This is a genomic window from Vibrio sp. Vb1755 (assembly GCF_033338635.1).
Lineage (GTDB): Bacteria > Pseudomonadota > Gammaproteobacteria > Enterobacterales > Vibrionaceae > Vibrio > Vibrio alginolyticus.
In genome coordinates this window covers 1-24,866 of record NZ_JAWOTA010000034.1, presented here as the reverse complement: position 1 = coordinate 24,866, position 24,866 = coordinate 1, and the positions used below count along the sequence as shown (strand labels likewise).

Annotated in this window: 27 protein-coding genes; 16 read left to right on the top strand and 11 right to left on the bottom strand. The window is 45.5% G+C overall.

From position 1 onward, the window contains the following. Positions 1-11: 11 nt before the first annotated feature. Positions 12-1,364: a GntP family permease gene (locus R7E00_RS20505; protein WP_213907503.1), complete on the bottom strand. Its 1,353-nt coding sequence runs from the start codon at positions 1,362-1,364 to the stop codon at positions 12-14. Between the two features lie 158 nt (positions 1,365-1,522). Next, a complete protein-coding gene (locus R7E00_RS20500; RefSeq protein ID WP_005374330.1) occupies positions 1,523-2,665 on the bottom strand; it encodes a sugar diacid recognition domain-containing protein in 1,143 nt (380 codons plus the stop codon). 234 nt (positions 2,666-2,899) lie between these two features. On the opposite strand from R7E00_RS20500, the gene R7E00_RS20495 reads away from it, so the two are divergent. Further along, on the top strand, positions 2,900-3,073 hold the full coding sequence (locus R7E00_RS20495; protein ID WP_005374332.1) for a hypothetical protein: 174 nt from the start codon (positions 2,900-2,902) through the stop codon (positions 3,071-3,073). Between the two features lie 71 nt (positions 3,074-3,144). Here R7E00_RS20495 and R7E00_RS20490 read toward each other — a convergent pair whose 3' ends face one another. Beyond that, positions 3,145-3,507: a hypothetical protein gene (locus R7E00_RS20490; RefSeq protein ID WP_017634365.1), complete on the bottom strand. Its 363-nt coding sequence runs from the start codon at positions 3,505-3,507 to the stop codon at positions 3,145-3,147. A gap of 276 nt (positions 3,508-3,783) precedes the next feature. Here R7E00_RS20490 and R7E00_RS20485 point away from each other — a divergent pair, with 276 nt between their 5' ends. The 5 genes from R7E00_RS20485 to R7E00_RS20465 all read left to right on the top strand — a co-directional run bounded on the left by R7E00_RS20485 (position 3,784) and on the right by R7E00_RS20465 (position 7,816). After that, positions 3,784-5,631 (top strand): M3 family metallopeptidase, encoded by a 1,848-nt coding sequence (locus tag R7E00_RS20485; protein ID WP_262606184.1) that lies wholly within the window; start codon positions 3,784-3,786, stop codon positions 5,629-5,631. Between the two features lie 69 nt (positions 5,632-5,700). After that, positions 5,701-6,237, top strand: a complete 537-nt coding sequence (locus R7E00_RS20480; RefSeq protein ID WP_262606185.1) for a DUF924 family protein — start codon at positions 5,701-5,703, stop codon at positions 6,235-6,237. 24 nt (positions 6,238-6,261) lie between these two features. After that, positions 6,262-6,591, top strand: coding sequence for a DUF4144 domain-containing protein (locus R7E00_RS20475; RefSeq protein ID WP_213872688.1), 330 nt, complete (start codon positions 6,262-6,264; stop codon positions 6,589-6,591). Between the two features lie 139 nt (positions 6,592-6,730). Continuing rightward, the gene (locus tag R7E00_RS20470) at positions 6,731-7,216 is read left to right on the top strand and encodes a VOC family protein (RefSeq protein WP_005374344.1); all 486 of its coding nucleotides are present in this window, start codon (positions 6,731-6,733) and stop codon (positions 7,214-7,216) included. 174 nt (positions 7,217-7,390) lie between these two features. After that, positions 7,391-7,816, top strand: coding sequence for a VOC family protein (locus R7E00_RS20465; protein ID WP_017634369.1), 426 nt, complete (start codon positions 7,391-7,393; stop codon positions 7,814-7,816). Between the two features lie 76 nt (positions 7,817-7,892). On the opposite strand, the gene R7E00_RS20460 is transcribed toward R7E00_RS20465, so the two are convergent. Further along, positions 7,893-9,029: an MBL fold metallo-hydrolase gene (locus R7E00_RS20460; protein ID WP_262606207.1), complete on the bottom strand. Its 1,137-nt coding sequence runs from the start codon at positions 9,027-9,029 to the stop codon at positions 7,893-7,895. A gap of 180 nt (positions 9,030-9,209) precedes the next feature. On the opposite strand from R7E00_RS20460, the gene R7E00_RS20455 reads away from it, so the two are divergent. Continuing rightward, a complete protein-coding gene (locus R7E00_RS20455) occupies positions 9,210-9,455 on the top strand; it encodes a Rho-binding antiterminator (protein ID WP_005374351.1) in 246 nt (81 codons plus the stop codon). A gap of 96 nt (positions 9,456-9,551) precedes the next feature. Here R7E00_RS20455 and R7E00_RS20450 read toward each other — a convergent pair whose 3' ends face one another. The 3 genes from R7E00_RS20450 to ompW form a co-directional block, all read right to left on the bottom strand. Further along, a complete protein-coding gene (locus tag R7E00_RS20450; RefSeq protein ID WP_262606186.1) occupies positions 9,552-11,042 on the bottom strand; it encodes an MDR family MFS transporter in 1,491 nt (496 codons plus the stop codon). Then, positions 11,039-12,064 (bottom strand): HlyD family secretion protein, encoded by a 1,026-nt coding sequence (locus R7E00_RS20445; protein WP_064369525.1) that lies wholly within the window; start codon positions 12,062-12,064, stop codon positions 11,039-11,041. The genes R7E00_RS20450 and R7E00_RS20445 overlap by 4 nt, the downstream gene beginning before the upstream one ends. Positions 12,065-12,278: 214 nt before the next feature. Continuing rightward, complete coding sequence (gene ompW / locus R7E00_RS20440; protein ID WP_064369526.1) at positions 12,279-12,920, bottom strand: outer membrane protein OmpW; 642 nt, start codon at positions 12,918-12,920, stop codon at positions 12,279-12,281. A 495-nt stretch (positions 12,921-13,415) separates the two neighbouring features. Between ompW and R7E00_RS20435 the strand changes: the two genes are divergently transcribed. The 3 genes from R7E00_RS20435 to R7E00_RS20425 are packed head-to-tail and all read left to right on the top strand — an operon-like array spanning position 13,416 to position 15,046. Further along, positions 13,416-14,066 (top strand): Qnr family pentapeptide repeat protein, encoded by a 651-nt coding sequence (locus R7E00_RS20435; protein ID WP_005374358.1) that lies wholly within the window; start codon positions 13,416-13,418, stop codon positions 14,064-14,066. Between the two features lie 9 nt (positions 14,067-14,075). Next, complete coding sequence (locus R7E00_RS20430) at positions 14,076-14,387, top strand: cupin domain-containing protein (RefSeq protein WP_005383281.1); 312 nt, start codon at positions 14,076-14,078, stop codon at positions 14,385-14,387. Positions 14,388-14,425: 38 nt separating this feature from the next. Further along, positions 14,426-15,046, top strand: a complete 621-nt coding sequence (locus tag R7E00_RS20425) for an HAD-IB family hydrolase (protein ID WP_213869053.1) — start codon at positions 14,426-14,428, stop codon at positions 15,044-15,046. Positions 15,047-15,162: 116 nt separating this feature from the next. Here the strand turns inward: R7E00_RS20425 and R7E00_RS20420 are convergent, their stop codons facing one another. Beyond that, positions 15,163-16,341: a lytic polysaccharide monooxygenase gene (locus R7E00_RS20420; protein ID WP_213869054.1), complete on the bottom strand. Its 1,179-nt coding sequence runs from the start codon at positions 16,339-16,341 to the stop codon at positions 15,163-15,165. Between the two features lie 214 nt (positions 16,342-16,555). Beyond that, a complete protein-coding gene (locus R7E00_RS20415; protein ID WP_031780811.1) occupies positions 16,556-16,996 on the bottom strand; it encodes an Lrp/AsnC family transcriptional regulator in 441 nt (146 codons plus the stop codon). A 114-nt stretch (positions 16,997-17,110) separates the two neighbouring features. Between R7E00_RS20415 and R7E00_RS20410 the strand changes: the two genes are divergently transcribed. Next, a complete protein-coding gene (locus tag R7E00_RS20410; RefSeq protein WP_053303997.1) occupies positions 17,111-17,695 on the top strand; it encodes a LysE family translocator in 585 nt (194 codons plus the stop codon). A 177-nt stretch (positions 17,696-17,872) separates the two neighbouring features. Further along, positions 17,873-18,646 (top strand): siderophore-interacting protein, encoded by a 774-nt coding sequence (locus tag R7E00_RS20405; protein WP_158173327.1) that lies wholly within the window; start codon positions 17,873-17,875, stop codon positions 18,644-18,646. A gap of 99 nt (positions 18,647-18,745) precedes the next feature. Here R7E00_RS20405 and R7E00_RS20400 read toward each other — a convergent pair whose 3' ends face one another. Both R7E00_RS20400 and R7E00_RS20395 read right to left on the bottom strand, forming a co-directional pair. Then, positions 18,746-19,618: a LysR family transcriptional regulator gene (locus tag R7E00_RS20400; RefSeq protein ID WP_017633836.1), complete on the bottom strand. Its 873-nt coding sequence runs from the start codon at positions 19,616-19,618 to the stop codon at positions 18,746-18,748. Between the two features lie 80 nt (positions 19,619-19,698). Continuing rightward, on the bottom strand, positions 19,699-20,505 hold the full coding sequence (locus tag R7E00_RS20395) for an arylamine N-acetyltransferase family protein (RefSeq protein WP_005374380.1): 807 nt from the start codon (positions 20,503-20,505) through the stop codon (positions 19,699-19,701). Between the two features lie 293 nt (positions 20,506-20,798). Between R7E00_RS20395 and R7E00_RS20390 the strand changes: the two genes are divergently transcribed. The 4 genes from R7E00_RS20390 (at position 20,799) to R7E00_RS20375 (ending at position 24,852) form a co-directional block, all read left to right on the top strand. Then, positions 20,799-21,947, top strand: a complete 1,149-nt coding sequence (locus R7E00_RS20390; protein WP_017821027.1) for an S-(hydroxymethyl)glutathione dehydrogenase/class III alcohol dehydrogenase — start codon at positions 20,799-20,801, stop codon at positions 21,945-21,947. Positions 21,948-22,009: 62 nt separating this feature from the next. Beyond that, positions 22,010-22,849 (top strand): S-formylglutathione hydrolase, encoded by an 840-nt coding sequence (fghA, locus tag R7E00_RS20385; protein WP_005374382.1) that lies wholly within the window; start codon positions 22,010-22,012, stop codon positions 22,847-22,849. Between the two features lie 444 nt (positions 22,850-23,293). Beyond that, the gene (locus tag R7E00_RS20380) at positions 23,294-23,749 is read left to right on the top strand and encodes an oxidoreductase (protein WP_158173505.1); all 456 of its coding nucleotides are present in this window, start codon (positions 23,294-23,296) and stop codon (positions 23,747-23,749) included. Positions 23,750-23,754: 5 nt separating this feature from the next. Further along, on the top strand, positions 23,755-24,852 hold the full coding sequence (locus tag R7E00_RS20375; RefSeq protein ID WP_053303994.1) for a GGDEF domain-containing protein: 1,098 nt from the start codon (positions 23,755-23,757) through the stop codon (positions 24,850-24,852). The last annotated feature ends 14 nt before the right edge of the window (positions 24,853-24,866 follow it).

The window sequence follows — 24,866 nt, the reverse complement described above, 5'->3', positions numbered from 1 at the left end:
TTTCCAGAGACTTATAAGAGAACGAGGCTCAAAATGTACACTAATGCCATTGCCGTGACACCTTGAGCGAGCGTAGCCATGGTTTGCGCGCGGTACGCTAGGCCCACCGACATGCGACTAAACTGCGAAACTACCCAGAAGAAACTGTCGTTTGCATGAGAAACCGTCATCGCACCTGCACCGATCGCCATCACCGTTAATACGCGGCCCATTTCTGAATCGAGCCCCAATTGCGTGAGCATAGGCGCAACCAAAGCCGATGTGGTCACCAATGCAACCGTTGATGAACCTTGCGCCGACTTTAGCGCAGCCGCAACGATAAATGGCATGAAAATACCCACGCCCAGCGCCGATAGCGTCGTACCTAAGTATTCACCTAGCGGCGTTGCTTTTAATACCGCGCCAAAAGCACCACCCGCACCGGTAATCAAAAGAATAGGCGCAGCAGCCGTAATACCTTGGCTGATTCGCTCGCCAAATTCTTCAATCTTGTTGTCTGACTTGAGTAGGCGAACAGAAAGGAACAGGCCAATCACCAATGCCGTTAGTGGCTGTCCTAAGAAAGTCAGAACATCAAACACAAAACCTTCGCCCAGCGGTAGGCTTGGGAATTTCGCGATAGAGCCAAAACAGATCAATAAGATAGGAACAAAAATAGGAGCGAATGCTTGGCTCGCCGTTGGCAATTTGCCGTAAGACGCTTTGAGTGCTTGCCAGTCTTGCTGAATTTCTTCTGCGGCTTCAATGCCATCTGGTTCAACATGTTGAAATCGGTTCGCCCACAACATCCCCGCTAACGCCGCAACCGCTGCAACAAACACACCCACACCAATCACTAAACCAAGGTTAGATTCCAGGCCTAAGTTACCCGCAGCGGCAATCGGGCCAGGAGTTGGCGGCACAAACGTGTGCGTTGCGTATAGGCCAGTTGCCAACGCCACACTCATCGCAACGCTTGAGGTTTTTAAACGCTTCGCGAGCGATTCTTTGAGCGAGTTCAGAATGACAAAGCCTGAATCACAAAATACCGGAACAGAAACGATGTAACCTATGATACTCATGGTCAATGTTGGGAAACGCTCACCCAACACTTTGATGACCGTATCGGCCATGGTGATCGCCGCACCACTTTTTTCCAAAATAACACCAATGATGGTACCTAAAACGATAACCAAACCAATGTAACCAAGGATGCCGCCAAAGCCAGAAGCAATGGTTTTGGCAATGCTATCTGCCGGTAAGCCGTAAGCAAATGCCGCAAGGAACGCCGCGATGATCAGCGCTAAAAAGGGATGTAATTTGAATTTGGTGGTCGTGAGCACAATAAATGCGATCACCCCGAGCAGGATTAATATAAGGTTCATGATAACTCCATTTATTCTTATTTTGCTGAGCGAGTCCGTGTTGGCTCACTCAACATGTAGGGACGCATGAATTATTAATCGTTTGCTTTCGAATTCCTTTAGGCGGAGTGACAAATGATGTGGTCAAAAAATAACGCGTATTGTGCAAATGCACAACATCACGACATTTTTGAGAGCCGAGTCGCAATATAAAGCTCCGCTAACCCCACAAAATTGGTTGTTGGTAGCCCTGTTATCTCGGTGATTTTCTCTAACCGATAGCGCAGAGTGTTCCGGTGAATAAACAGCATTTTAGAGCATTCTGTTACATTGCCATTGCATTCAAACAGTGCATCTAGGGTTTTCAATAATTGCCCAGATTTGTCTTTCTCTTTCAACCGTTTCACACCATCAATAATTTGTTCACCTTGCCAAATATCCGCCAACGGCGCTAACAAAACAGGCAAACGAAGTTCATCGAACAGGTACTTACGTTTCTCTGGGTAGAACTGCTTGCCAATGGCTAATACCTGCTTCGCGCTTTGGTATGACAACGCGACATCTTTAGGCTCATTAAACAGCTGCCCTAGCGCAATGTGAAACGTATGCGAATCGTGATCGCTTAAACGCGACATCAACTTATCAATGCGCTCACTTTCAACTTGGCTATCCCACTGCTTGGCGGAATGACACGGTTTCAACACCACAATTTCATTCACCGAGACAATCGCAACTAGATTGTTACGCTCTGGGTATTCAAGCAGTTCAACAATATTGCGCACACTCTTCATGCTTTTTGAGGCCGACGGCGTCGAGACTTCAATCACCGTTGCCACCCGTGGTTGAGTAACATCGATAGAAAGACGCATCGCCCAATCTTTCAGCTCTTCATCGGTCAATTTGCCATTGATCCAAGCCAGAATAAACTCTTCGCGATGACGTCTGTCCCACTGAAATTTTTCCACCAGCGCAGCTTGCTCGATTGTCAATTCAGCGGTCATTTTAACCAGTTTGGCAAAATCTCGGATTTTCTCCGGCTCGCCTGTGACACCAACAATACCAACCACGTCGCCATGTAATTTCAACAACATATTGATACCGGGTTTGACACCCTGCAACGTCAAACATTGCTGCTCATTAAGCTCTAGCGAATCGCCATGATTCAGCGCCAGTACCGCGCCATCATGCACTTGCCCAACACGTTTAGGGTCGCCACTGCCAATGATGATGCCTGCCGAGTTCATCACATTCACATTGTGACCAATGATGGACATGGTTCGATCAACAATTTGTTGTGCTAAAGCGTGGTCGAGAATCACCATTTCGAGTTTCCAAATTGACCGTTTAATCACTCAATAAATCACAAATGGCAAACTATCGCGATGCTGCGGTTCTAAATAACGGAAGCAGCTCAAAGCATTATCCAATTAACCATATTTAAAAAGCGGATTAAACCTTCATTTTTAGCAGAGGGTTATATACTTAGAACAAAGGTTAGCAATGCATTCTTCACTGTGCATTGATGCCACTCGTCTACCTACAGAGGAGAGATCAACATGGAGTTACGGAATAAATCGGGGGAAGTTGCAAATATTGCTGATAACCTCACTTTGAAGGAAATCACAGAAATGGGCTACACCGTAGATTTATGCGATGAAGCATTTGCTCCTGGAGAGCATTGGAAAGCGGAAGGTAAAACGCAAGGTATGGGCGAGTATCCAGAGGAGTAAACGTCCTGACGAACCAGCGTACAAAAGCGTTCCACAAACAGAAAAGCCGAGCGACTTAACGCTCGGTTTTTTTACTTTTGAACTTCTTGAATAAACAAGCTCATCTCTTCAAGATAATTGCCGTTTGAGCATCCCCAGTCGGTGACCTCAATCAACTCTGTAACTAACTGTCCAGACTCATCATCTTGCACTCTCTGCACAAACGCTTCAAAACGTTCCAGTTGTGCCTGACTCTTAACGCCATGCACGGCATATTCTACAAGCAAGCCGTTGTACGTCTGCCAGCGCTGATCGCCCGCAACATCATTGCTTAAAATCACAGAACACTTTTGTTGAATGCTTTCAACCGCATCATTTCTTGGTGGCGCGACTGTGGAACATCCAACTAAAATCGTACCTACCGCCAATAACGTAACTTTTGTCTTATTTATCATATCGTTTCCAACTGTATCGCCACGATATGGAAATCTTATTACACCTGATAAGGATCATCGATAGCGCACCGCAGATTAATTACTTAATAAACTGTAAACTCCATTCCAGTCTTAACACTGCAAGCTCATAACTCCTATTAACTCACCCAAATGTAAACAAATAGTAAAATCACCTTTACGCGATGCAAAATCGACAAATGAGATTAGCGTTCCTTTCTCGCGACCAAGCGTGCAATAATCAACTGTCTACATAACGAAACCATTTGAAGGATCAAAATGACCGCAACGGATTATCTCAACGACCTCAATCAACGTTACCTTGCGATTCACCGCACCAAAGAAAATTTCTTTTGGGAAACTTACATGGGGATCAGCGATGACCATGATGACTCGACGCAAGCACAAACGGCATGGACAAGCTTTTTAAGCAACGCCGAGCAAATTACTGCCATCAAACAACAGCTTGAAGCCGCGGACTCAATTACCGACCCACAAGAGAAACAACAAACCATTACGGGTCTATCTGGTTGGCTGGCGATGTTTGAATCTCACGCTATCGAGGGCGAAAAAGCACAAGCGTTGAAAAATCAGCTCATTGCCTTTGAAGCTGAGCTCTTCGAGAAAAAACAGAACCACGTACAAACATTTACCGATGAGAACGGCGAGCAAGTAGAAGGTTCACTGCCCGTATTAAGCTCAACCATTCGCACCAGCAATCATGAAGAAGTTCGCCAATCGGCTCATCAAGCGTTGCTGAACCTTGAACAATGGCTACTGCGAAACGGCTTTATTGAACTGATCAAACTGCGCAACCAGTTCGCTCGCTCACTGGGTTATGCGACTTTCTTTGATTACTCCGTGCAAAAAACGGAAAAGATGAGCTCCGAGCAGCTATTCGAAATTTTGGAAGATTTCGAACAACGCACGCGAGATGCGCATCTAAACAGCTTAGAAAACTTGGCGAAAGAGAAAGGCGCAAGCGCACTAGCAGGCTACAACTTTGTTTACTCATTCGCGGGTAACGTTATGCGTGACCTTGACCCATACGTGCCGTTCTCAAAATCTCTGAGACGCTGGGTAGAATCATTTGGTCGCCTAAATATTGATTACTCTGGCGCGACGCTAACGCTGGATTTACTAGATCGCAAAGGTAAGTACCCGAATGGGTTCTGCCACGGCCCTATCCCTTCTTTCTATAATCAAGGCGAATGGGTCGCAGCGCAGGTGAACTTCACCAGTAATGCCAAACCAGACCAAGTGGGCAGTGGATACGATGGCATTAACACGCTGTTCCACGAAGGCGGCCACGCAGCACACTTTGCGAACGTAAAAATGAACGCGCCTTGTTTCTCGCAGGAGTTTGCGCCAACGTCAATGGCTTATGCAGAAACTCAGTCGATGTTCTGTGATAGCCTGTTAACCGATGCCGATTGGCTAAAACAATACGCACTGGATGATGAAGAGAATTCGGTTCCTGATGAGATTATTCAAGCGATGATCAACAGTCGTCAGCCATTCAAAGCTTATGAAGAACGTAGCATCTTGGTTGTGCCGTACTTTGAACGCGCGTTATATCAACTGAGCGATGACGAGTTAACGCCAGAACGCATCACTAAGCTGGCTCGCGATTGTGAAAAACAGATCCTTGGTTTGGAATGCAGCCCTCGCCCACTGATGGCGATTCCACATTTGCTATCCGACGAAGCGGCGTGTGCGTATCAAGGTTACCTACTCGCGCACATGGCGGTGTACCAGACCCGTGCATACTTCCTTGAGAAGTTTGGTTACCTAACGGATAACCCAGAAATTGGCCCACTGCTGGCAAAACACTACTGGCACGCAGGCAATCACTTGTCGCACAACGAAACCATTGTCAGCCTGACTGGCGAAGGCTTCAATGCCAAATACCTTGCAGACGTGTGTAACCTGTCACAAGAACAGGCATGGGAAGTGCAGCAGAAGAAAATCGACTCACTTGCGACGCGAGAGCGAGCACCAGTCGCTTTACTGAACGCCGCGATTAAAGTCGTCGACGGCAGTAAAGAGCTGGCAAGCAACGCCATCTCTGACGAACAAATGTGTGACGATTTTGAACGTTACATCGTAGAGACTTACGGTCGATAACACGCAGAAAGCCAGGAGCTCGCCTTCTGGCTTTTTATTCTTTAGCTAATGCAATAAGAAGGAAGAACCATGTACCAAGAAGTCATCAAATTTTGGTTCGAGGAGCTATCGCCCCAAAATTGGTTTGAAAACAACCCAGAACTGGACAAGCGTATTGCATCGCGATTTGCCTCGGTATTAGAACAAGCGGCTCGTTGTGAGCTGTTTAATTGGCGTGACAGCACACAAGGACGATTGGCCGAAATCATCGCCCTCGACCAGTTTTCACGTAATGTGTATCGCAACACCCCAAAAGCGTTTGCACAAGACCAACTCGCATTAGCACTGGCTCAAGAGGCAATTCGGTTAGGTCACGATAAAGAATTAGCGCCTGAGCAGCTAAGCTTTTTGTACATGCCGTTTATGCACAGCGAATCTCGCCTCATTCATGTCGAAGCTGAGAAATTGTTTCGCGCATCAGGGCTTGAAAATAACTACGATTTTGAGCTAAAACACAAAGCCATCATCGACCAGTTTGGACGTTACCCACATCGCAACGCCATCTTGGGTAGAGAAAGCACACCTGAAGAGTTAGCATTTTTGCAACAACCTGGGTCAAGTTTCTAAATAACAATGAATAATGAGTTAACCATGAGAGCCCACGCAGTATGCTGGCCATGCTTGCTAAAACTAGACGGCGACGATGAGCTGATCTATACGCATTCCCAGTCCGACTTAGACTCTGAATGCGAAGCCCTCATTTTTGGGCAAGATGATTACGTTATTGACTCAAATGGCAACACGTTCGAATTGAAAAACAATGGTTCGAACACCACTCTTTTACACCCAAAAGAACGAACGCTGTCCGTAGAAGAGGTTACGTCATTAATCCAATCGCATGAATTCAGCCTCGCGCAACGGTGCATTATCAAGATTCATTTCACCTCGGTGAGGCAAGCTGTTGAGGCCTTAGCTCACTAACTCAATCCCAACATGTACAACATTAAATAAAATTATCATTTTTATAATTTATGATAATTTCATGTAATCAACATCACGCCATATACTCTCCCACATCGAAACAAGACAACGTTCAAACACACATGTTGGGAGCAAACAAATGAAAATGAATCATGTCGGTATTATGGTCGGAGATATGGACAAAGCGGTTGAGTTTTACACGCAAGCGCTAGGTCTAAAAGTCGTTATGGGCAACACGAAAGTGATTGAAGAACGCGAAACGGCAATTGGCAGAATGTGTATTGCGGTCTTTGGGGAAGGCTTTAAAGGCTTCAACATTGCGCACCTTGTGACAAGTGATGGCATTGGCCTTGAGTTATTCGAAATGAAAGAGCGTCAAGAGCGCCATGAAGTGGATTTTTCTCGCATCGGTATCTTCCATTTCTGTTTGCAGACAGACGATTTTGAAGGTGCTATCAAACGCACCGAAGCACTAGGTGGCAAAGTTCGCATGGACATCATGCGTTACCACCCAGAAGACGATAATAAGCCTGCGAAAATGGTTTACCTAGAAGACCCATTCGGCAACCTATTCGAGCTTTACTCACACACTTACGAAGAAACTTACGCTTCTGATTACGAGTAATAGCCCCATCCATATTCCAAAAGGCTAGCAATACGCTAGCCTTTTTTGTTTGCTTTGAGTTGCAGTGTTTCTGCACTCGCTCTAGAAAAAAAACATCTGGAATTTGATCATTTCTCTCACCACTTTTAAGGTCACTTTATACTTACCTCAACACAATGCAAAAAGGAGTGAAGCATGCCCACCAAAAATCCAATCGCCATCAAAGCGCTTGATCATGTTGTTTTAAGGACCTGTAACCTCGATGCTATGTTGCATTTCTATCGAGACATTTTGGGCTGCCCTGTCGAACGCGAAGTAACGGAACTTGGTTTAACTCAACTTAGGGCAGGTAACGCATTGATTGATGTAGTGACGGTAGACAGCGAATTGGGCCAACTCGGCGGTAAGCCACCAGTTCAAAATGGTCGTAATATTGACCATTTTTGCCTGCAATTGGCGCCTTTTTCCGAGGATGAATTACTGGAATATCTGCGTGCGCGCGGCATTGAAACCGAAGAGTTTGCGAAGCGGTATGGCGCACAAGGGTTCGGTAGATCACTCTATATACATGATCCGGAAGGAAATGTCGTCGAGTTAAAACCTCAAGTGATTGATGAGTAAGCGAGTAAAAACCTTGTTATATTTTTAAAATAACAAGGTTAACTTCTCAAATAATTATTGAAGTAAGAACATATTATTAAGTCAAAATTCTAGCTGGCTCACCTATTTCTTTTTCTCGCCACCACTGTTTATTTATATGTTCTTGATGAACGTAAAAACTCTCCCCCGGCATTGGCGTCAGCAGCGTTATATGTTCTTTTTGACAATGGGCAAGCAAATCTAAAATCGGTTCGTCCCAACGGTGAGTAAATAGCTCGTATGTAGCCCAATGTACGGGCAACAGTTTTTTCGCATTTAAATCGTGAAACGCTTGCACGGTATGGTGAGCCTGCATGTGTCCCCAGTTTTCGACCGGATAACCTTGGCCTTTCACATCGGCAGCCACTTCCAAACAGGCAATGTCGATTGGTCCACATCGCAGTGCGATCTCGGAAAAATGCGAATCGTAAGCTGAATCGCCACTAAAATAGAGCGTCTCTTCTTTTCCTTTGATGACCCAAGAAGCCCACAGGGTCGCGTTTTTATAGAAATAAGTACGACCCGAATTATGGTTAGCGGGCGTACAAATCAGTTCGATTCCGGCATAGTGCACGCTATCCCACCAATCGAATTCCACGATGTTGTCTGCGCAAACGCCCCACTTTATCAGATGCTTGCCAACCCCTAAGGGCACATAAAACGTCACGGGTTTATCGGCGTAGAAACGTATGGTCGATGCTTCTAAATGGTCGTAATGATCGTGCGAAATCACGATAATTTCAGGAATCGGCAAACAATCTCTGGCATGGGTATTGGGAATATTGCGTTCAAACCACGCTTTTGCGATGAACGGAGAAGCGTAATCAAATACCGGATCAGTCAGAATTCGAATGCCATCGACCTCCACCAGCATGGTGGAATGGCCCAGCCAAGTAACGCGCATCGATTCACTTCGCTGCGCAAACTGCGTAGGTTGAATTGGGAAATGTGGCAGATGTTCGTTAGGACTCAATGGCGTTCTACCACCAAGATAGCTCCAACACACCTGCCAGAATGATTGCGGGCTAGGGACATTTGGCATCTCGTTTTTAACTCGGCCGTTTTCAAATTGAGGCGAGTGGTGAACACGGTGCGCCAACTGCGCATCGTAGGTTTGAGGGGAAATCAGTGAACTTGGCTTTTGTGTCTTTTGTTCACTTGTTAGGTATGTGCGCTTAAGTATCGTCTCAGACATATCGTAGTTTTGTCTCGCTTGTGAACGCTCAACAGTAGGTTTATTAAAACGTGCGTGTATGTCTATTTCGTGACCAAAATGAGGTGTAAGATGAAGATTCAGTTTCAATCAAACGTCTCCTATTTAAGGATACGGTTCTCAAACCTTCTGAATACTGCGTCGGTTTGAAAGGAGAAAACTATGGTGACTTGCAGCCAATACGATTTTATTGAAATCGCCTGTATGTTTAAGCTCCCTATCGAGATCACACTAAAAAATGGTGAAACTCATCAGGGCAACGCGTTCGACACAGGCTACGACATGCAGCGACAAGAGTGCTTGTTTTTAGATATGGATGGTGAGCACACCGCTTTCCCGACTGAACAATTAGTCGCAATGCGCGCGCTCAAAACCAATCCGCATTTTGACGAAGTGACGTTTGAGTAAACGTCCTTCTTTCACTGGCACTGTCCAATAAAAAACGCCTCTCAAGCTGACACAACTTGAGAGGCGTTCTCTTACACTATTCACCGGAACTTCATGTTATTCACGCGACCGAATGAAAACCAGCATCGGCATCATGCTCACGAACATCACTCCCACAAGCTGGAAGGTGTGCACAAACGCGACCATTTGCGATTGCTGCTGCAACATCTGTTGGTATTGGTCTAACGCAACCGGGTCGGTAATAGAAAGCCCCTGATTGGCCGCCCAGTCATGCAAGTTAGGATTATAAGGATTAATACCCTCTCCCAGTGCATGCCATTGCTGCTGACTATCACGATATTGGAACGTGGTGGCGATAGAAATACCAAACGAGCTACCAATGGTACGGAACAGATTGTAAATACTCGCCGCCGCAACAGATTGCTCTTTCGGAATCGTTAAATACGCCAAGGTGGATAGCGTCGAGAAGGTTAAACCAAGCCCCATCCCCTGAATCATACTCGGCATCACAATCCAAAATGTATCGATCTGCAGTGAGTATTGCGTCATCAAATAACTACCAATCCCGATGCAGCTTAAGCCAAAGACTATTTTGATTCTGGGATCGAATTGCGGATTGAGCTTAATCACCAAAATCAACATCGCCGCTGACGCCAACCCACGCGGTGCCATTAATAAACCAGTGGTTGAGACCGGATAATCCAGCAAGCTTTCCAACAGCATTGGTTGTTGAGTCGTCAGACCAAACATCGCCATCGACACCACGGCAATCATCAATGACGAGACCATAAGGTTTCGGTCTTTCAGTAGCCACAATGGCGCTATTGGACTTTTGGTTTTCCAACTGCGATAGATCCACATCACCAATCCCATGACTGCGAGCAATATCGCGGTCTGAATCATACGTGAGTCGAGCCAGTCGTCTTCATTCCCTTTATCCAACACAAACTGCAACGCGCCCACACCTAACGCCATGTAACCGATGATCCACCAGTCAAAGTTAGGTTTGGATTTGTTGTCGATATGGATATAGCGATAAATCAAAGAGGTACAGATCAAACCGAATGGCAAGTTGATGTAAAAAATCCAGCGCCAGTTAATGTTGTCGGTGATCACACCACCTACAACTGGGCCCAAAATAGGACCAAGCAAAATGCCGATGGAGAAAATCGCCATCGCTTTGCCTTTTTGCTCATACGGATAGATCTGCACTAACGTCGACTGCGCCAATGGAATCACCGACGCGCCGAAAGCGCCTTGGATAATGCGAAATAGCACCATCTCTTCAAGAGACTGTGCTTGCCCACAAAGCGCACTGGCAATCACAAAACCGATCACAGCAACCAACATGACTTTGCGTTCACCAAAACGCGACACCCAGAAACTGGTCATCGGAATGAAGATCGCTTCCGCCATGCTGTAACCCGTCAACACCCACGTAATTTGGTCTGCCGTTGCGCCCAACGCGCCCATCATGTGCGATAGCGACACGTTCGCAACGGTCATATCGATTAACACCATGATGGCAGAAAGCATCACGGCGACGGTGGCAATCCCCCGTTTGTCTGCCGTAATTTGATGGCTCATTGCACGCTACTTTGCAAATCAATGGTGACTTCTGAGCTCGCACCCACGCGAAGTTGCGGCGCATCGGCCGGTACTTCTAATGCCAAACGTACAGGGAAACGCTGTTTGATTTTAACCCAGTTACCCGTTGCGTTTTCTGGTGGCATCAAGGAGAACGATGTACCACTCGCAGGCGATAGTTGTTCTACCGTTGCTTTCCACACCACGTCTGGGTACATATCAATCACCACATCCGCATGCATGCCAGGTTTAATATGAGTAAGATCGGTTTCTTTAAAGTTCGCGCGTACCCAATAGCTGTCTTTTAAAATCACAGGGAACAACGTTTGACCCACGCTAACGACCGAGCCTACGTGCGTATTGATCTCACCGGCAATGCCATCCACTGGTGACGTAATGTCGGTGTAGCTCAAGTTCAGCTCTGCTTGCGCTAACTGTGCTCCCGCTTGTTGAACAACCGCAGCCTCTGCGCCTTCTTCACCACGGTTCGCAATGGCTTTTTCTACCGTCGCGCGCGCTTGCTCCAGGCTCGCTTGGGCATTGGCTAGTTTGTTTTTTGCCGTATCTAAATCTTGGTCCGACGCCAGTTTGCGTTTCACCAAGGAATCCGTACGTTTGTACTCCACTTGCGCTTCTGTCAGGTTAGAGCGCGCCGCATCTAAGCCCGCAACGGCTTCAGTTACCTGCTTATCGGCAACGTCATGTTGCTGGACCGCCAATTGGTATGCCGCTTTTGCTTGCTTCACTGCCAACAAATATGGGCGTGAATCTATCTTCAGCAGTAGGTCACCTTTGTTAACGGATTGGAAATCTTTAACATCCACAGAAACCACTTGGCCTTTTACCTGAGGCGCTACCGACAAAATTTTTGCCCTAACGTAGGCATCTTCCGTGCTTGGATGACTGTCAGAATACTGCCAAGACCAATACATCGCACTAAATGCAATAACACAGAGAGTGAAGAAAAGAGTTTTTACCAACTTAGATCTGGAGGAAGAATGCTTTGCGATGTCGTCGCTCATTTATATTGTCCACTTGTTCAATTATGTGATCAGTGTAGGACTTTTCGATCTTCCGACAATAAAATGATCTGCAAGGTAAAGATCCAATTTTGCATGTTGCTAAGTGGAGTAAATGATGTGCAATCAAAACGAGGATAAAAAAGAGGGGCAGTCCCCGTAACCACCCCCAAAGTCATGCCAATAATAGTAATGTGCGTGTAACTACTGGTTTTTCTTAGAACTTGTAACCGCCGCTGATCATAAATACCCAAGGGTTAATTTTGACGTCGGTTTTTTGCTTCACTCCACTTGCTTTATAAGTTGCTTCTGTCTCAATGTTTGCGTACCACGCAGCGGCGTTGAGGAACCATTGATCGTTGATCATATAATCCACACCAATATTCGCTGCTAGACCGAATGAATCATCTAATTTCAAATCTGACAGGTCAGCGCCTTTACCCGTACTATTGAAATCTTCATCAAAGAATATGGTGTAGTTCAGACCTGCACCAACGTATGGACGGAACTTACTTTGAGACTCGCCAAAATAGTACTGCACCATTAGCGTTGGTGGTAAATGTTTGGTTTTCGCGATATCACTACCAACCAAATCTGTCGAAATGTCGTGGCTGAATGGTGTTGCTGCTAGAAGCTCTAAACTGATGTTGTCTGTGAACATGTAGCCAAACGTCAAACCAAGCTGCGTATTTGAGTCAACTTCTAACTCTTCTTGAGAACCAAGAATCTTATCACTGCTGTCATTTGGAACGACAGACGCCGCACCAACACGAAGAACGAAGTCACCTTGTTTATGAGCGAAAACACTTGGTGACACGAGTGCAGCAACCACTGCTAGACTGCAGATTGTTTTTTTCATTTTTATTTCCTTTCGTAGGGCTTCGTTATGTCGTACCCAAAGGGGTGCCTACTAACTGATCTGAGATTTCAAGTAAACTCAGCGCCTTGAAGCACACGGGTATCTATATCTTTTTGAGCTGTGCGCAATCTAGCACATAGAAACCCTACTATTTTGATGGAAATCAATTTGTGAAAAATATAGGTTTTTTGTATAGAGAAACGCCATACCGATCAACAAATTATGCAAATCGGATACAATTCTGTAATGCAAACTGTGCGTGTGAGAAGCTATGCATGCTCAAAAACACGAATCCTCTCGCTAAGGTCCGTAGCCAGCAAAAACTTTTTTCTTCCTCTACGTCTTCTATTTTCAAAAAACAACCCACTTAAAACGCTCGTTTGACCCCTTAAAATCGCGATTTGAGGGGTTTGTAAAACACTGAAATACAAGAAGTTATTTTTCTGGAAAATCAGTCACTTGGAGTGCTAGTCTGCTCGCAGCTAAGGAGAAGACATGTTAAAAACCGATCTCATTTTTGAACGAGAAAACTTTTCTCATCACGATTTTCAGAATGCTACCTTTAAAAACTGCCACTTTTATATGTGCTGTTTCGACCATGCCGATCTGCGCGATGCTAAGTTCATCGACTGTCGCTTTATCGAATCCAAAGCGCTAGAAGGGTGTAGTTTTCGCTTCGCGAACTTAAAAGACGCTAGCTTTACGAACTGCATGTTGGCGATGAGCCTGTTTAACGGCGCAAATTGTATGGGCTTGGAGCTGCGTAAGTGCGATCTCAAAGGGGCAAACTTCCAAGGTGCGAACTTTGCTAATCGCGTCAGCAATACCATGTTTTTCTGTTCTGCTTTTATTACTGGCTGCAACCTCACCTACTGTAACTTCGAACGAGTGTTACTAGAAAAATGTGACCTCTTTGAAAACCGTTGGAACGGTGCGAACCTCGCAGGGGCAACTCTCAAAGGCTCGGATTTATCTCGCTGCGAATTCTCGCCAGAACAATGGGGAACCTTTAACGTTGAGCAGTGTGATCTGACTCATGTCGAACTAGACGGGCTAGATGTTCGCCGCGTTTCTCTGTTTGGTGTTAAAATTTGTGATTGGCAACAAGAGCAATTGCTTGCGCCTTTTGGACTGATCATTCTCTAAGGAAAGGCCATGAACCTGTTTAAAGACTTACCGAATAACCTCGACGAGGAAGTGTTCGAAGACCTGCTGACCCACAAAAACCTGCGTATAGAACGCATTGTCTCAACGGGGCAAACCTCGCCCGAAAGTGGCTGGTACGATCAAGAAGAACATGAATGGGTCTTGGTTCTTAAAGGAGCTGGAGAGCTGACTTTTGAATCAGGTGTAGTGCAACGACTTGAGGCAGGCGATCACGTTACGATTCCAGCTCATACCAAACACAAAGTGAGCTGGACTGACCCAACGCAAGAAACCATCTGGTTGGCGGTGTTTTATCAATAAACACAAAACGATCTTAAACCAAAAAATAGGCGCTGAATTTGCTCGATAATACTAAGCCGTCACTGGCACTGTTTGATTTTGATGGCACCATCACCCGAGAGGATATGTTTAGCCTTTTCCTCCACTATTCTGCTTATGGCCTGCGCAAACGAGTAGGAAAGGTCGCTATCATGCCATTTTATGCGCTGTACAAACTCGGAGTGTTACCCGCTCGTGTTATGCGTCCTCTCAGCAGTTTTATTGCATTTTCAGGGAAAGAAACGCAGAAAATTGAAGCGATTGGCACTCAGTTTGCCCATGAAGTGATCCCGCTGTACTTACGGCCAAAAGCGATGGAAAGGTTGGCGTGGCATCAGCACAGAGGCGATACCATTGTGGTGGTGTCGGCATCACTCAATGCGTATCTCAAGCCTTGGTGTGAAGCGAACGGTTACCACTTGCTGTGCAGTGAACTGATCTCAGAACAGCCAAAACTGAGTGGCTTTTACCAGCAAGGTGATTGTAGTTTAGAAAAAAAAGTCTCGCGCGTTAGGGCCACGTTTTCGCTCGACGAATTTGCGTCTGTTTATGCCTACGGTGATACACACGAAGACATTCCGATGCTAAAACTGGCAGACTACGCGATGCTCAACTGGAGCGAGTGGAGAGCAAGCGAATAACGATATGTGCTCTGATTTTCAAGACAACCACTCGACCAAAGTGATCGTTTTAGGCTAAAAAAACAAACCCTTCTAACATGAGAAGGGTTTTATTGTTCAGAGCCCGAATAACTGGCTTAACGCCATACACCCCATTGGCCTGTTGTGCCTGGTTCCTCACCAGACGTCCACCACTGGGCAGTCCATTCTTTGCCGTTGTGCGTCACCACATCACCTTGGTTGTATACGGCCGTCTTGTCCCACAAGTTGGTTGGTTCAACTGGTGGCGTTACATCCGCTTTGATCAGTGACAACGCATAACTGAAGTCTGCACTTGGCGCTAATACTTGGTTCGCATTCACGTTGTTACTATCGAACATGTAGTGGCTCATCTCTTGATGCCAAATGCCCACGTACCAATCGCCCGTTTGCTGCGCATTAAATTGATCCGCAATTTCTGCCGCCCAAGTCGCCGTATTGTTTGCACTGATTGGTAGTGAAATATCGACAATTTCATTGCCTGTCGCATTAAACGTACGAAAACGAATGGTGTCACCCGCTTCTACTGGTCCGAAACCTTGCTGAACAAAGTAGCCCAGAGATGTCAGATTATTGCCCGGTTCGGTTGGATCAACAGGGTCAGTCGGTGGCGTCGTGCCCGTTCCGTTTAACGTAATGTCACTACAGTTGTAGAAACCTTCCCCAGCGACATCAATGCGCTGCCAACGAGTATAAAGCACCGCATCGCCGGAACGATCAGCAGGGAAAGTCACCTGAATACGGTAGCGTTTTTCCGCATCAACATACACATCACCTGCGGTGTCGATCAGCTCTAAATCACTCCAAGTAAGAGGCTTTGAATCATCATAAGTTGGCTTGGTGAGATAGAATTCCCAGTACGATGGGTTGTGCGGCGCTTTGCCGTAAAACACCAATTCAATCTGGTTATTTGCATCTGGCGTAACATTGGTGCGCTGCCAGTTTGGAGAAGGAAAGTTCAAGCCTTTCTTAGCGGCATCGCCAGCAGAACATAGCTCACCGTCGCGAACCACGGCTTTCACATGCTCCATATCTCGGTAATTTGGTACGTTTGCTGCAATTTCACTGCGCTGCACAAACGGGTAAGCACCAGATTCTTCAAAAGCCGCTTTACACGCTTGGTTAGGGATCTCGTTGGTCCAAAAACCACCGTCTAAATAACACGTATTTTGACGAGCACTTGGAAACTCTACCCAGCCATGGGCGTTGACGTTAAATGAGCTCAATGCGGCAACAGCGCTTAAGCTCAAAAGAGGAAGTGTTGCATGTGATTTCATCGTTCATCCTTAATTTTGCTGACTCGCCGCTCTGAAACACAAGCGGTTTAAGCAAAACTAGCAGGATGGGATTATTTAGAAGGTGAGAATAAATATGGAAATTGTAAGAGTGCCATCTGCTTTCCAGCATTTGTTGTGAACCATTCTCATACTCGACTGACTCTTTCGAGTCACTTCAAATTCATGTGCCACAAAAACTGTCACTCTCGTTTGGCTATCGCTCGTCTTTTGGTGTGTCCATCACCACCATCGTTGTGATCGACTTGACGTGTTCGCACTCACCCAACACATCAGCATGGAACGCTTTATAAGCGGCGAGATTTTGCGTCTCTACGCGTATGAGATATTCGTTAGATCCCGTAATGTTGTGACATTCCACCACCTCGTTTACAAAACGCACATGCTCTTCGAAACCCAGCTGTGCCTGCTTAGAGTGCGAGGCCAAACCAATCGACACATAAGCGACAAAACCCACGCCAAGTTGCTGATTATCCAGTACTGCTCGGTAGCCTTTGATCACGCCTTTACGCTCTAAATCTTGCACTCGGCGTAAGGTTGCAGACGGAGATAAACCAACGCGTTCCGACAGCTCCACATTGGAGATTCTTCCGTCTCGTTTGAGCACTTGCAATATTCTTTCGTCAAATCTATCCATGATGATGTTTCATTGCTTATTTAGTTTCTAATCATCAAATAAAAGCACAATATTGACCTCAGTTCTACTTATAGTTGTTCTCAACTTATCGAGAACTGATTCAAGGAACAATCTATGGAATATCATCAACTGGGCGCTTTGGCGTTGTTCGCTTTTGTCTCCACTTTTACGCCGGGTCCCAATAACATTATGTTGATGACCTCAGGGGCAAATGTCGGCTTTAAACGCACTATCCCACATATGTTGGGCATTACCTTTGGCTTTGGTGCCATGCTAATTTTGGTGGGCATTGGCTTGATGAGCCTGTTCCACGCATATCCAATTACACACTCCATTTTAAAAGTATTGAGCTTGAGTTATTTGCTGTACTTGACGTACAAAATCGCCACCAGCGACAAAACCGAAGCAAAACACGATTTTCGCCCGATGTCTTTTTTAGGGGCTGTTGCATTCCAATGGGTGAACCCAAAAGGTTGGTCGATGGCGTTGACGGCCATTACGGTATACACCAGTGGCGGTTCTTGGCTCGAACTGACTTTTATCGCCGGTATCTTCTGTTTAGCCAACTTGCCATCGGTGACATTTTGGACGGCGGCAGGCATGCAATTGCAGCGTTGGTTGACCACCGATAAACGCGTTAAGGGGTTCAACTACAGCATGGCCGCTCTGTTGCTTTTGTCTACGATTCCAATGATATAAGTCCATTTATGGTTAAAAACGACTCACTTTACGTAATTGGGAAAGGACAGATACTGCATTTTGCTTGAGGCTTTGGCGTTAATTCACAGTGTAAATTTGTTTAAAGACGCTACCCTCTTGTTAGGGAACTTGATAATCTTTAAATGAGAAAGAGAATAATTATCGAGTAAAGTAACAATGAAAAAGAAGCCTCAACCTAAAACGCTTGTTGTCACAGACACAGAAACCATCACTCCAAACATGCAGCGCATTACCTTGCAAGGTGAGGCGCTGAGCCACTTTCCTCGTGACTGCGAAGGCAGTTACATCAAATTACTGTTTAACGATATGGGCGGCGCGGATCTGAGCATCCTGTCAGAAGACGACCGACCAATCATGCGCACCTATACAATTCGACGCTTTCATCCAGAAACCAGTTCAATCGAAGTGGATTTCGTCCGACACGTAACGCAAGATCTGCAATGCGGATTTGCCGCACGTTGGGCAATGGCCGCGCAAAAAGGCGACACGATCAACATCGTGGGGCCGGGTAGCATTTCCAACTTAAATACTGAGGCGGATTGGTTCTTCATGGCTGCCGATATGACGGCACTTCCAGCGCTTTCTGCGAAAATTCGCACGTTGCCAGAAGAGGCCAAAGGCTACGCTGTGATCAGCGTGATGTCTCCAAACGACATCCAACCCCTACACGCGCCAGCAGGCGTGGAGTTGATTTGGTTAACCGAAGGGCAAGCCTTGGCTGATAGCGTTCGCGAACTCGAGTGGTTAGATGGTAACGCTTCGGTATGGTGTGCGTGTGAGTTCGATTCAATGCGCGCGCTGCGCCAATATTTCCGCAACGAAAAAGAAGTCGATCGCGAGAATATCTACATCAGCAGCTATTGGAAAAAAGGCGTGTCTGAAGATGGACACAAAGTGATTAAACGTGAAGACGCGGAATCCAACCAATAGTGATTCATGTCTTTTCGATTCCAGCTCTCATCCTAATAAAAACGCCCGGCATCACTGGGCGTTTTAGCAACTTCAGTTGTATTAAAGTTCATGAAAACTCTAATCCGCTAGTTCCTGCGCTAAAAAGTCGATCAACAACCTCACTTTGGGCGATAAATTTCGGCTTTGTGGATACAGTGCCCAAATGCCTTCACGGTCGTCTCGGTAATCGGTCAGCACCTCGACTAGCTCACCGTTATCTAGGGCTTCTTGAACGTAATAGTCCGGCAACTGCACTAAACCCAAACCACGTTTGGCGGCGCCCATTAGCGCAAAACCACTATTGCATTTAATCCTCCCCGACACGCGCAAAGACTTATCGCGTTTATTTTCCTTAAAATGCCAATAATCGACCGAACCAACCAAGCACTGATGTCGAGCCAGTTCGGATAATGTGTGAGGCTCGCCAAATCGCTCCAAATACATAGGGCTAGCACACACGTAATTTTGACGCGACGAAAGACGCTTTGCGATCATGCTGGAATCTTGCAGGCGGCCAAGACGAATCGCCACGTCTACCCCTTGCTCTATCAAATCCAGTTTTTGATTGGTCAGCACTAAATCGAGGTCCACACGCGGGTACTTCTCCAAAAACTGATGCAAGAGCGGCGCGAGGTTCATTTCCCCATAGGTCACAGGCGCTGTCACACGCAGCAAACCTCGCGGTTCAGTCTGCATTTGCGTTACAGCAAGCTCAGCCAGTTCTAGCCCTTCGACCAAATGTTTGCACTGCTGATAATAAAGCTGTCCAGCTTCAGACAGAGAAACTTTTCGCGTCGTGCGATGCAGTAACTTAACCGCAAGACGCTCTTCAAGTGCCGATACGCGGCGACTGATTTGTGCCACTGACGTTTTCAGTTTAGCCGCGGCAGCTGTAAAGCTGTTAGTTTCCGCTACGGCAACAAACTCGCTGACTCCTTCCCAATTCGCCATGCTGTATTCCTGTCGACCTCTTCTAGACAAATAGTGATTACATTGTTCTCGTCGCGCTACGCTTTGAAAACTGGAGAACTTTACGCGTCAGGTAACGGACGAAGATCGTCGTATTGCGCATCAAGCTCAATACCAAAATATTCTTTCAACGCATCCAGGTAGGCTTGACCTGGCTCTAGCTCTATTTCTGTTAGCGCTTCATGATTGGTGCATCTGAGTGTGTAGTTAAGCAGCGTCACCAACCCACTTTCTGTCGCTCTAGCAGCGACCCTTGCGCTAGTAAAACGCGAATTAGGCGAAGTCGAGGTAAAGAAGTTGCTACATGCAATGTCACCAGCAAACACAAACTCTAGGTCAAAGCTGTATAGATTGTTCCACGTGTCCGTTCCATCGGTTGAAAGCACTTGGAGGAAATAACCAAACTGAGCATCTTTGACAAAACGGAAGGTTTGTAAATCCGTCTGAATCACTTGGTCAAGGATAAATGGCAATGGCGCTCGAGGGGTATTGGAGCCAAAACCCACATCGACAATCCATGTTTGTTCCTCTAACGTCACTAACGTGATTTGATGACTACGACCTGTTGGTGTACCAGACACATGTACACGCCCTAGCAAACTTCGCGCTTCAAACCCAAGAGTGTTGAGCACATCAAGCATTAAACCATTTAATTCAAAGCAGTAACCACCGCGAGAGTGGTACACGGTTTTTTGAATAATATCTTCAATCTCAACAGAGACGCCTCGCTGCAATGCGATGTCAAAATTCTCAAACGGCAGGCAACGATGCTGCGCCACGTGAATTCTGTGCAATGACTCCAAATCGGCGGGCAATTCACTAGGCAAGCCTAGCTTGGTTAAATAGGCACTCAGATCCGTCTTATTCATAATCACTCTTACTTAGCTGATGGTTTGACAGTTTTCTACTTTAGCCCCTCTATCTAACTTCAGGTCAATCACCTTTTCCATTTCCCTTCCGCTTTAAGGAGGCATCGCACTCTTTTTACACGCTCACCTTATCATTATTACGCATATGTAAAAATCATTTTCAAAATGGACGGATTATCATTTTTACTGAAACACCTACAATGAGCACCAACAAAACGACGAAGCGCGGTAAGCAAACCTTAACTACGCTTATTACGTCACTCCATATACTGAAAATATAAAGGAAACATCCAATGTCGCTTGAAATCAAACCTGGTCAAACTCACATAAAATCAAAAGCAATGGTCGCTTGGGCTGCAGGTGAGCCGCTTAAAATGGAAGAAGTTGATGTACAACTTCCAAAAGCCGGCGAAGTGCTAGTACGCATCGTAGCAACTGGTGTTTGTCACACTGACGCATTCACACTATCAGGTGACGATCCAGAAGGTATCTTCCCTTCAATCCTTGGTCACGAAGGTGGCGGTATCGTTGAAATGGTTGGCGAAGGCGTAACAAGCGTTGAAGTTGGCGACCACGTTATCCCACTTTACACTGCTGAATGTGGTGAGTGTAAGTTCTGTAAATCTGGCAAAACGAACCTATGTCAGGCCGTTCGTGAAACGCAAGGTAAAGGCCTAATGCCAGATGGCACAAGCCGATTCTCTATCAACGGCGAAACTATCTTCCACTACATGGGGTGTTCTACTTTCTCTGAGTACACGGTTCTTCCAGAAATCTCACTAGCGAAAGTAAACAAAGAAGCACCACTTGAAGAAGTTTGTCTTCTAGGTTGTGGCGTAACCACTGGTATGGGTGCGGTATTAAACACAGCTAAAGTTGAAAAAGGCGACACCGTGGCAATCTTTGGTCTAGGCGGTATCGGTCTTTCTGCAATCATCGGTGCTCGCATGGCTGGTGCCAGCCGCATCATCGGTGTAGACATCAACGAAAGCAAATTCGACCTAGCGAAACAACTTGGTGCAACTGATTGCATCAACCCACAAAAATTCGACAAGCCAATTCAAGAAGTGATTGTTGAAATGACAGACGGTGGTGTTGACTACTCATTCGAATGTATCGGTAACGTAAACGTGATGCGCCAAGCACTTGAGTGCTGTCACAAAGGTTGGGGTGAGTCAGTCATCATTGGTGTTGCTGGTGCAGGTCAAGAGATCTCAACTCGTCCATTCCAACTGGTAACTGGTCGTGTATGGCGTGGCAGCGCTTTCGGTGGCGTTAAAGGTCGCTCTGAGCTTCCAGAAATCGTAAACCGTTACATGGCTGGAGAATTCGGCTTACAGGAGTTCATTACCCACACAATGGGATTAGCAGACGTCAACAAAGCGTTTGATCTGATGCATGAAGGTAAGAGCATCCGAACAGTTATCCATATGGATCAATAATGCTGCCTCAGGCTCTCCTTTTGGGGAGCCTGAATTCCTTCTGCTAATTAGAGAGTTTATTCATGACCATTGAAAATGTAAGCCAAGCCAAAGTGTTTGGCGGTTGGCACAAGCAATATACACACGAATCCAATGCCCTAAACTGCACCATGCGCTTCGCGATATTCTTGCCACCTAACGCAACGAAATCAAATCCCGTACCCGCGCTATACTGGCTCTCTGGTTTAACGTGTACCGATGAGAACTTTATGCAGAAAGCGGGCGCATTTCGTATGGCGGCCGAGCTTGGCATTGCGATCATTGCACCAGACACAAGTCCGAGAGGCGAAGGTATCGCTGACGACGAAAGCTATGACCTAGGAAAAGGAGCTGGCTTTTACCTTAATGCGACGCAAGCACCTTGGTCACTGCATTACTGCATGTACGACTATGTGACCGAGGAGTTACCTGCGATCATCGAAAGTAACTTCCCTGTCTCTGACGTGAAGTCGATTTCGGGTCACAGCATGGGCGGCCACGGAGCGCTCACCATTGGTCTGAAAAATTCAGAACAGTACCGTTCTATTTCAGCGTTCAGTCCAATCAGTAACCCAATGCAATGCCCTTGGGGACAAAAAGCCTTTACTGCTTACTTAGGCAAGGAGCTTGAAAGCTGGAAGCAATACGATGCAAGTGAACTTCTAAAACAACAACAATCACCATTACCAATTTTGGTTGATCAAGGTGATGCTGATGGTTTCTTAAATGAGCAGCTTAGACCGGAAGCGCTGATTGCTGCGGCAAAAATACACGATTCAAACCTAACCTTGAGAATGCAACCAGGCTATGACCATAGCTATTACTTCATCTCAAGCTTTATTGAAGAGCACCTCAACTTCCATGCAAAATATTTGTTTGCATAGTTAATTTAAGTAAGCTCATGAAATAAAAAATAAAGTCACCAAAACTAGGTGACTTTATTTTCTTTACGTACTAACAAATACATATCTGAATATCGATGATTTAAATATGTAAAATAATGTAACTTAAGAACAAATTCGACGTCCATTTCTCGCCTTATTAAATTCTCATTTCCGACACAGTATCTTTATTAAAAATGAAACAAAGCTGCACTAAAAACCAATTAAATACCGCGAAATCATTACGAAACTCTACCATCATCCCAATACTCTGAGCTTTTAATTAAGAAGCAACTTAATAACCTTGACGTGACGTAAACCGACAGTTATTTTTGAAACATAACGTATTATAAAATCTCATCCGGTTGGCTCTATAATTATAAATAAATTACCGCTAGCACCTTTGTCCTAGCTAAGAAAAAAGAATAAAACTCAAAAGGGCATATGATGAAAAAGATAGTCGCGCTAGGTCTGTTTTTTGTTGCGCCATTCTTGTCTGCAAATACGATCGTATTTAGTAGTAGCCAGCAGCCTAGTGTCATACTGGAACTGGAAGAGATCCAAGCTTTACCTGCCACTAGCTACACGATGACATTGCCTTGGCTTCCTGCCTCGTCAGAGTTTTTAGGCGTTAAACTCAGCACGCTTCTTACACACGTCTACGGAAAGGTACCAGAGCAGGTTGATATCAGCAGCTTAAACGACTACCACTCGACATTGTCCCGACAAGATATTCTTCGATATCAACCAATACTGGCTTATCAACAAGATCAGAATTACATAAAAGTCAGGAATAAAGGCCCTTTCTGGGTGATATATCCACTCAATCTCTATCCAGAGCTAAACTACAATAAATATCATGCGCAAATGGTATGGCAAGTAAATGAAATAAAAGAAAAATAATAAGAATGAAGTTATCAGAACCCTATTCTAAGAAACAAAGAATATTGCAATATTCTACCACCAGCAAAATGCTGCTGGTGGTGTTTGCCGTTTCTTTGCTTCTCGCGAATGTCGTGCTTTTACAGCAAACACGTTCACTCTCACAAAATTTTAATAACGAACAAAAACAAGCGACTTGGTTTTTATTCCAACTCTCCAAAGAACTATCAGAACTTGTCGGCGAGGCCAGACGGTTAGATGAAAACGTATTGAATATTGACGGTGCAGAGCTTCAATACGAGTTAGCGTGGAGTCGCTTTGACTTATTGACCAGTAGCACGAAAGCCAATAAGTTCTTTTCTCGGAACAACATGCACCTTTACTTCATTAACCTTTTTGAAGAGTTCAAAGAGCTAGAAAAACAACTAGTAGAAGCTAGAACAGGTGATAGCCAAGCTGCTGCTGCATTTTATCGTTCAACTCAAACACTATATTTAGGCTTAATAGACTTCGTTAATCAAAACTTCCGTCTAAGTAGTAAAGCTTATGAAGCACAAAAAGGTCAAACCCAGCGCTTAATGCAAGCACAATATATGCTGTTTGCGACGTTCGTTTTGTCGATTATCTCTCTAACTTATTTCTTTTATCGTGAATCCCATTTTCATAGAAAATTGGCGCTAAGCGACCCTTTGACGAACCTAGGGAACCGCAATGCACTATTCATTACCCTAAACAAATTTACTCAAGAAAAAAGGCCCTTTTCTCTCTGGATTCTAGATTTAAATGGTTTTAAAGAAGTCAACGACACACACGGACACCAAGTTGGCGACACTGTACTGCGGGAAATCGCTAGGCGGCTTAATTCTATGACACTCAATGATTTTACTGTTTATCGCATGGGAGGAGATGAGTTCGCGGTTATACTTGAAGGTGAACATCTCAATGAAGAGAACGTACGTGAGCAGATAAATACCGTCTTTGATGCACAAATATTAAACTCCGATAAAGTCTCAACACTTTCAACGAGCATGGGCTTAGCGCAATACCCTAAAGACAGTGACAATGTTGACTTTCTTATCAGCATAGCGGATAAGCGCATGTACAAAATGAAATTTCAACGTTAAACGGTATATATGAT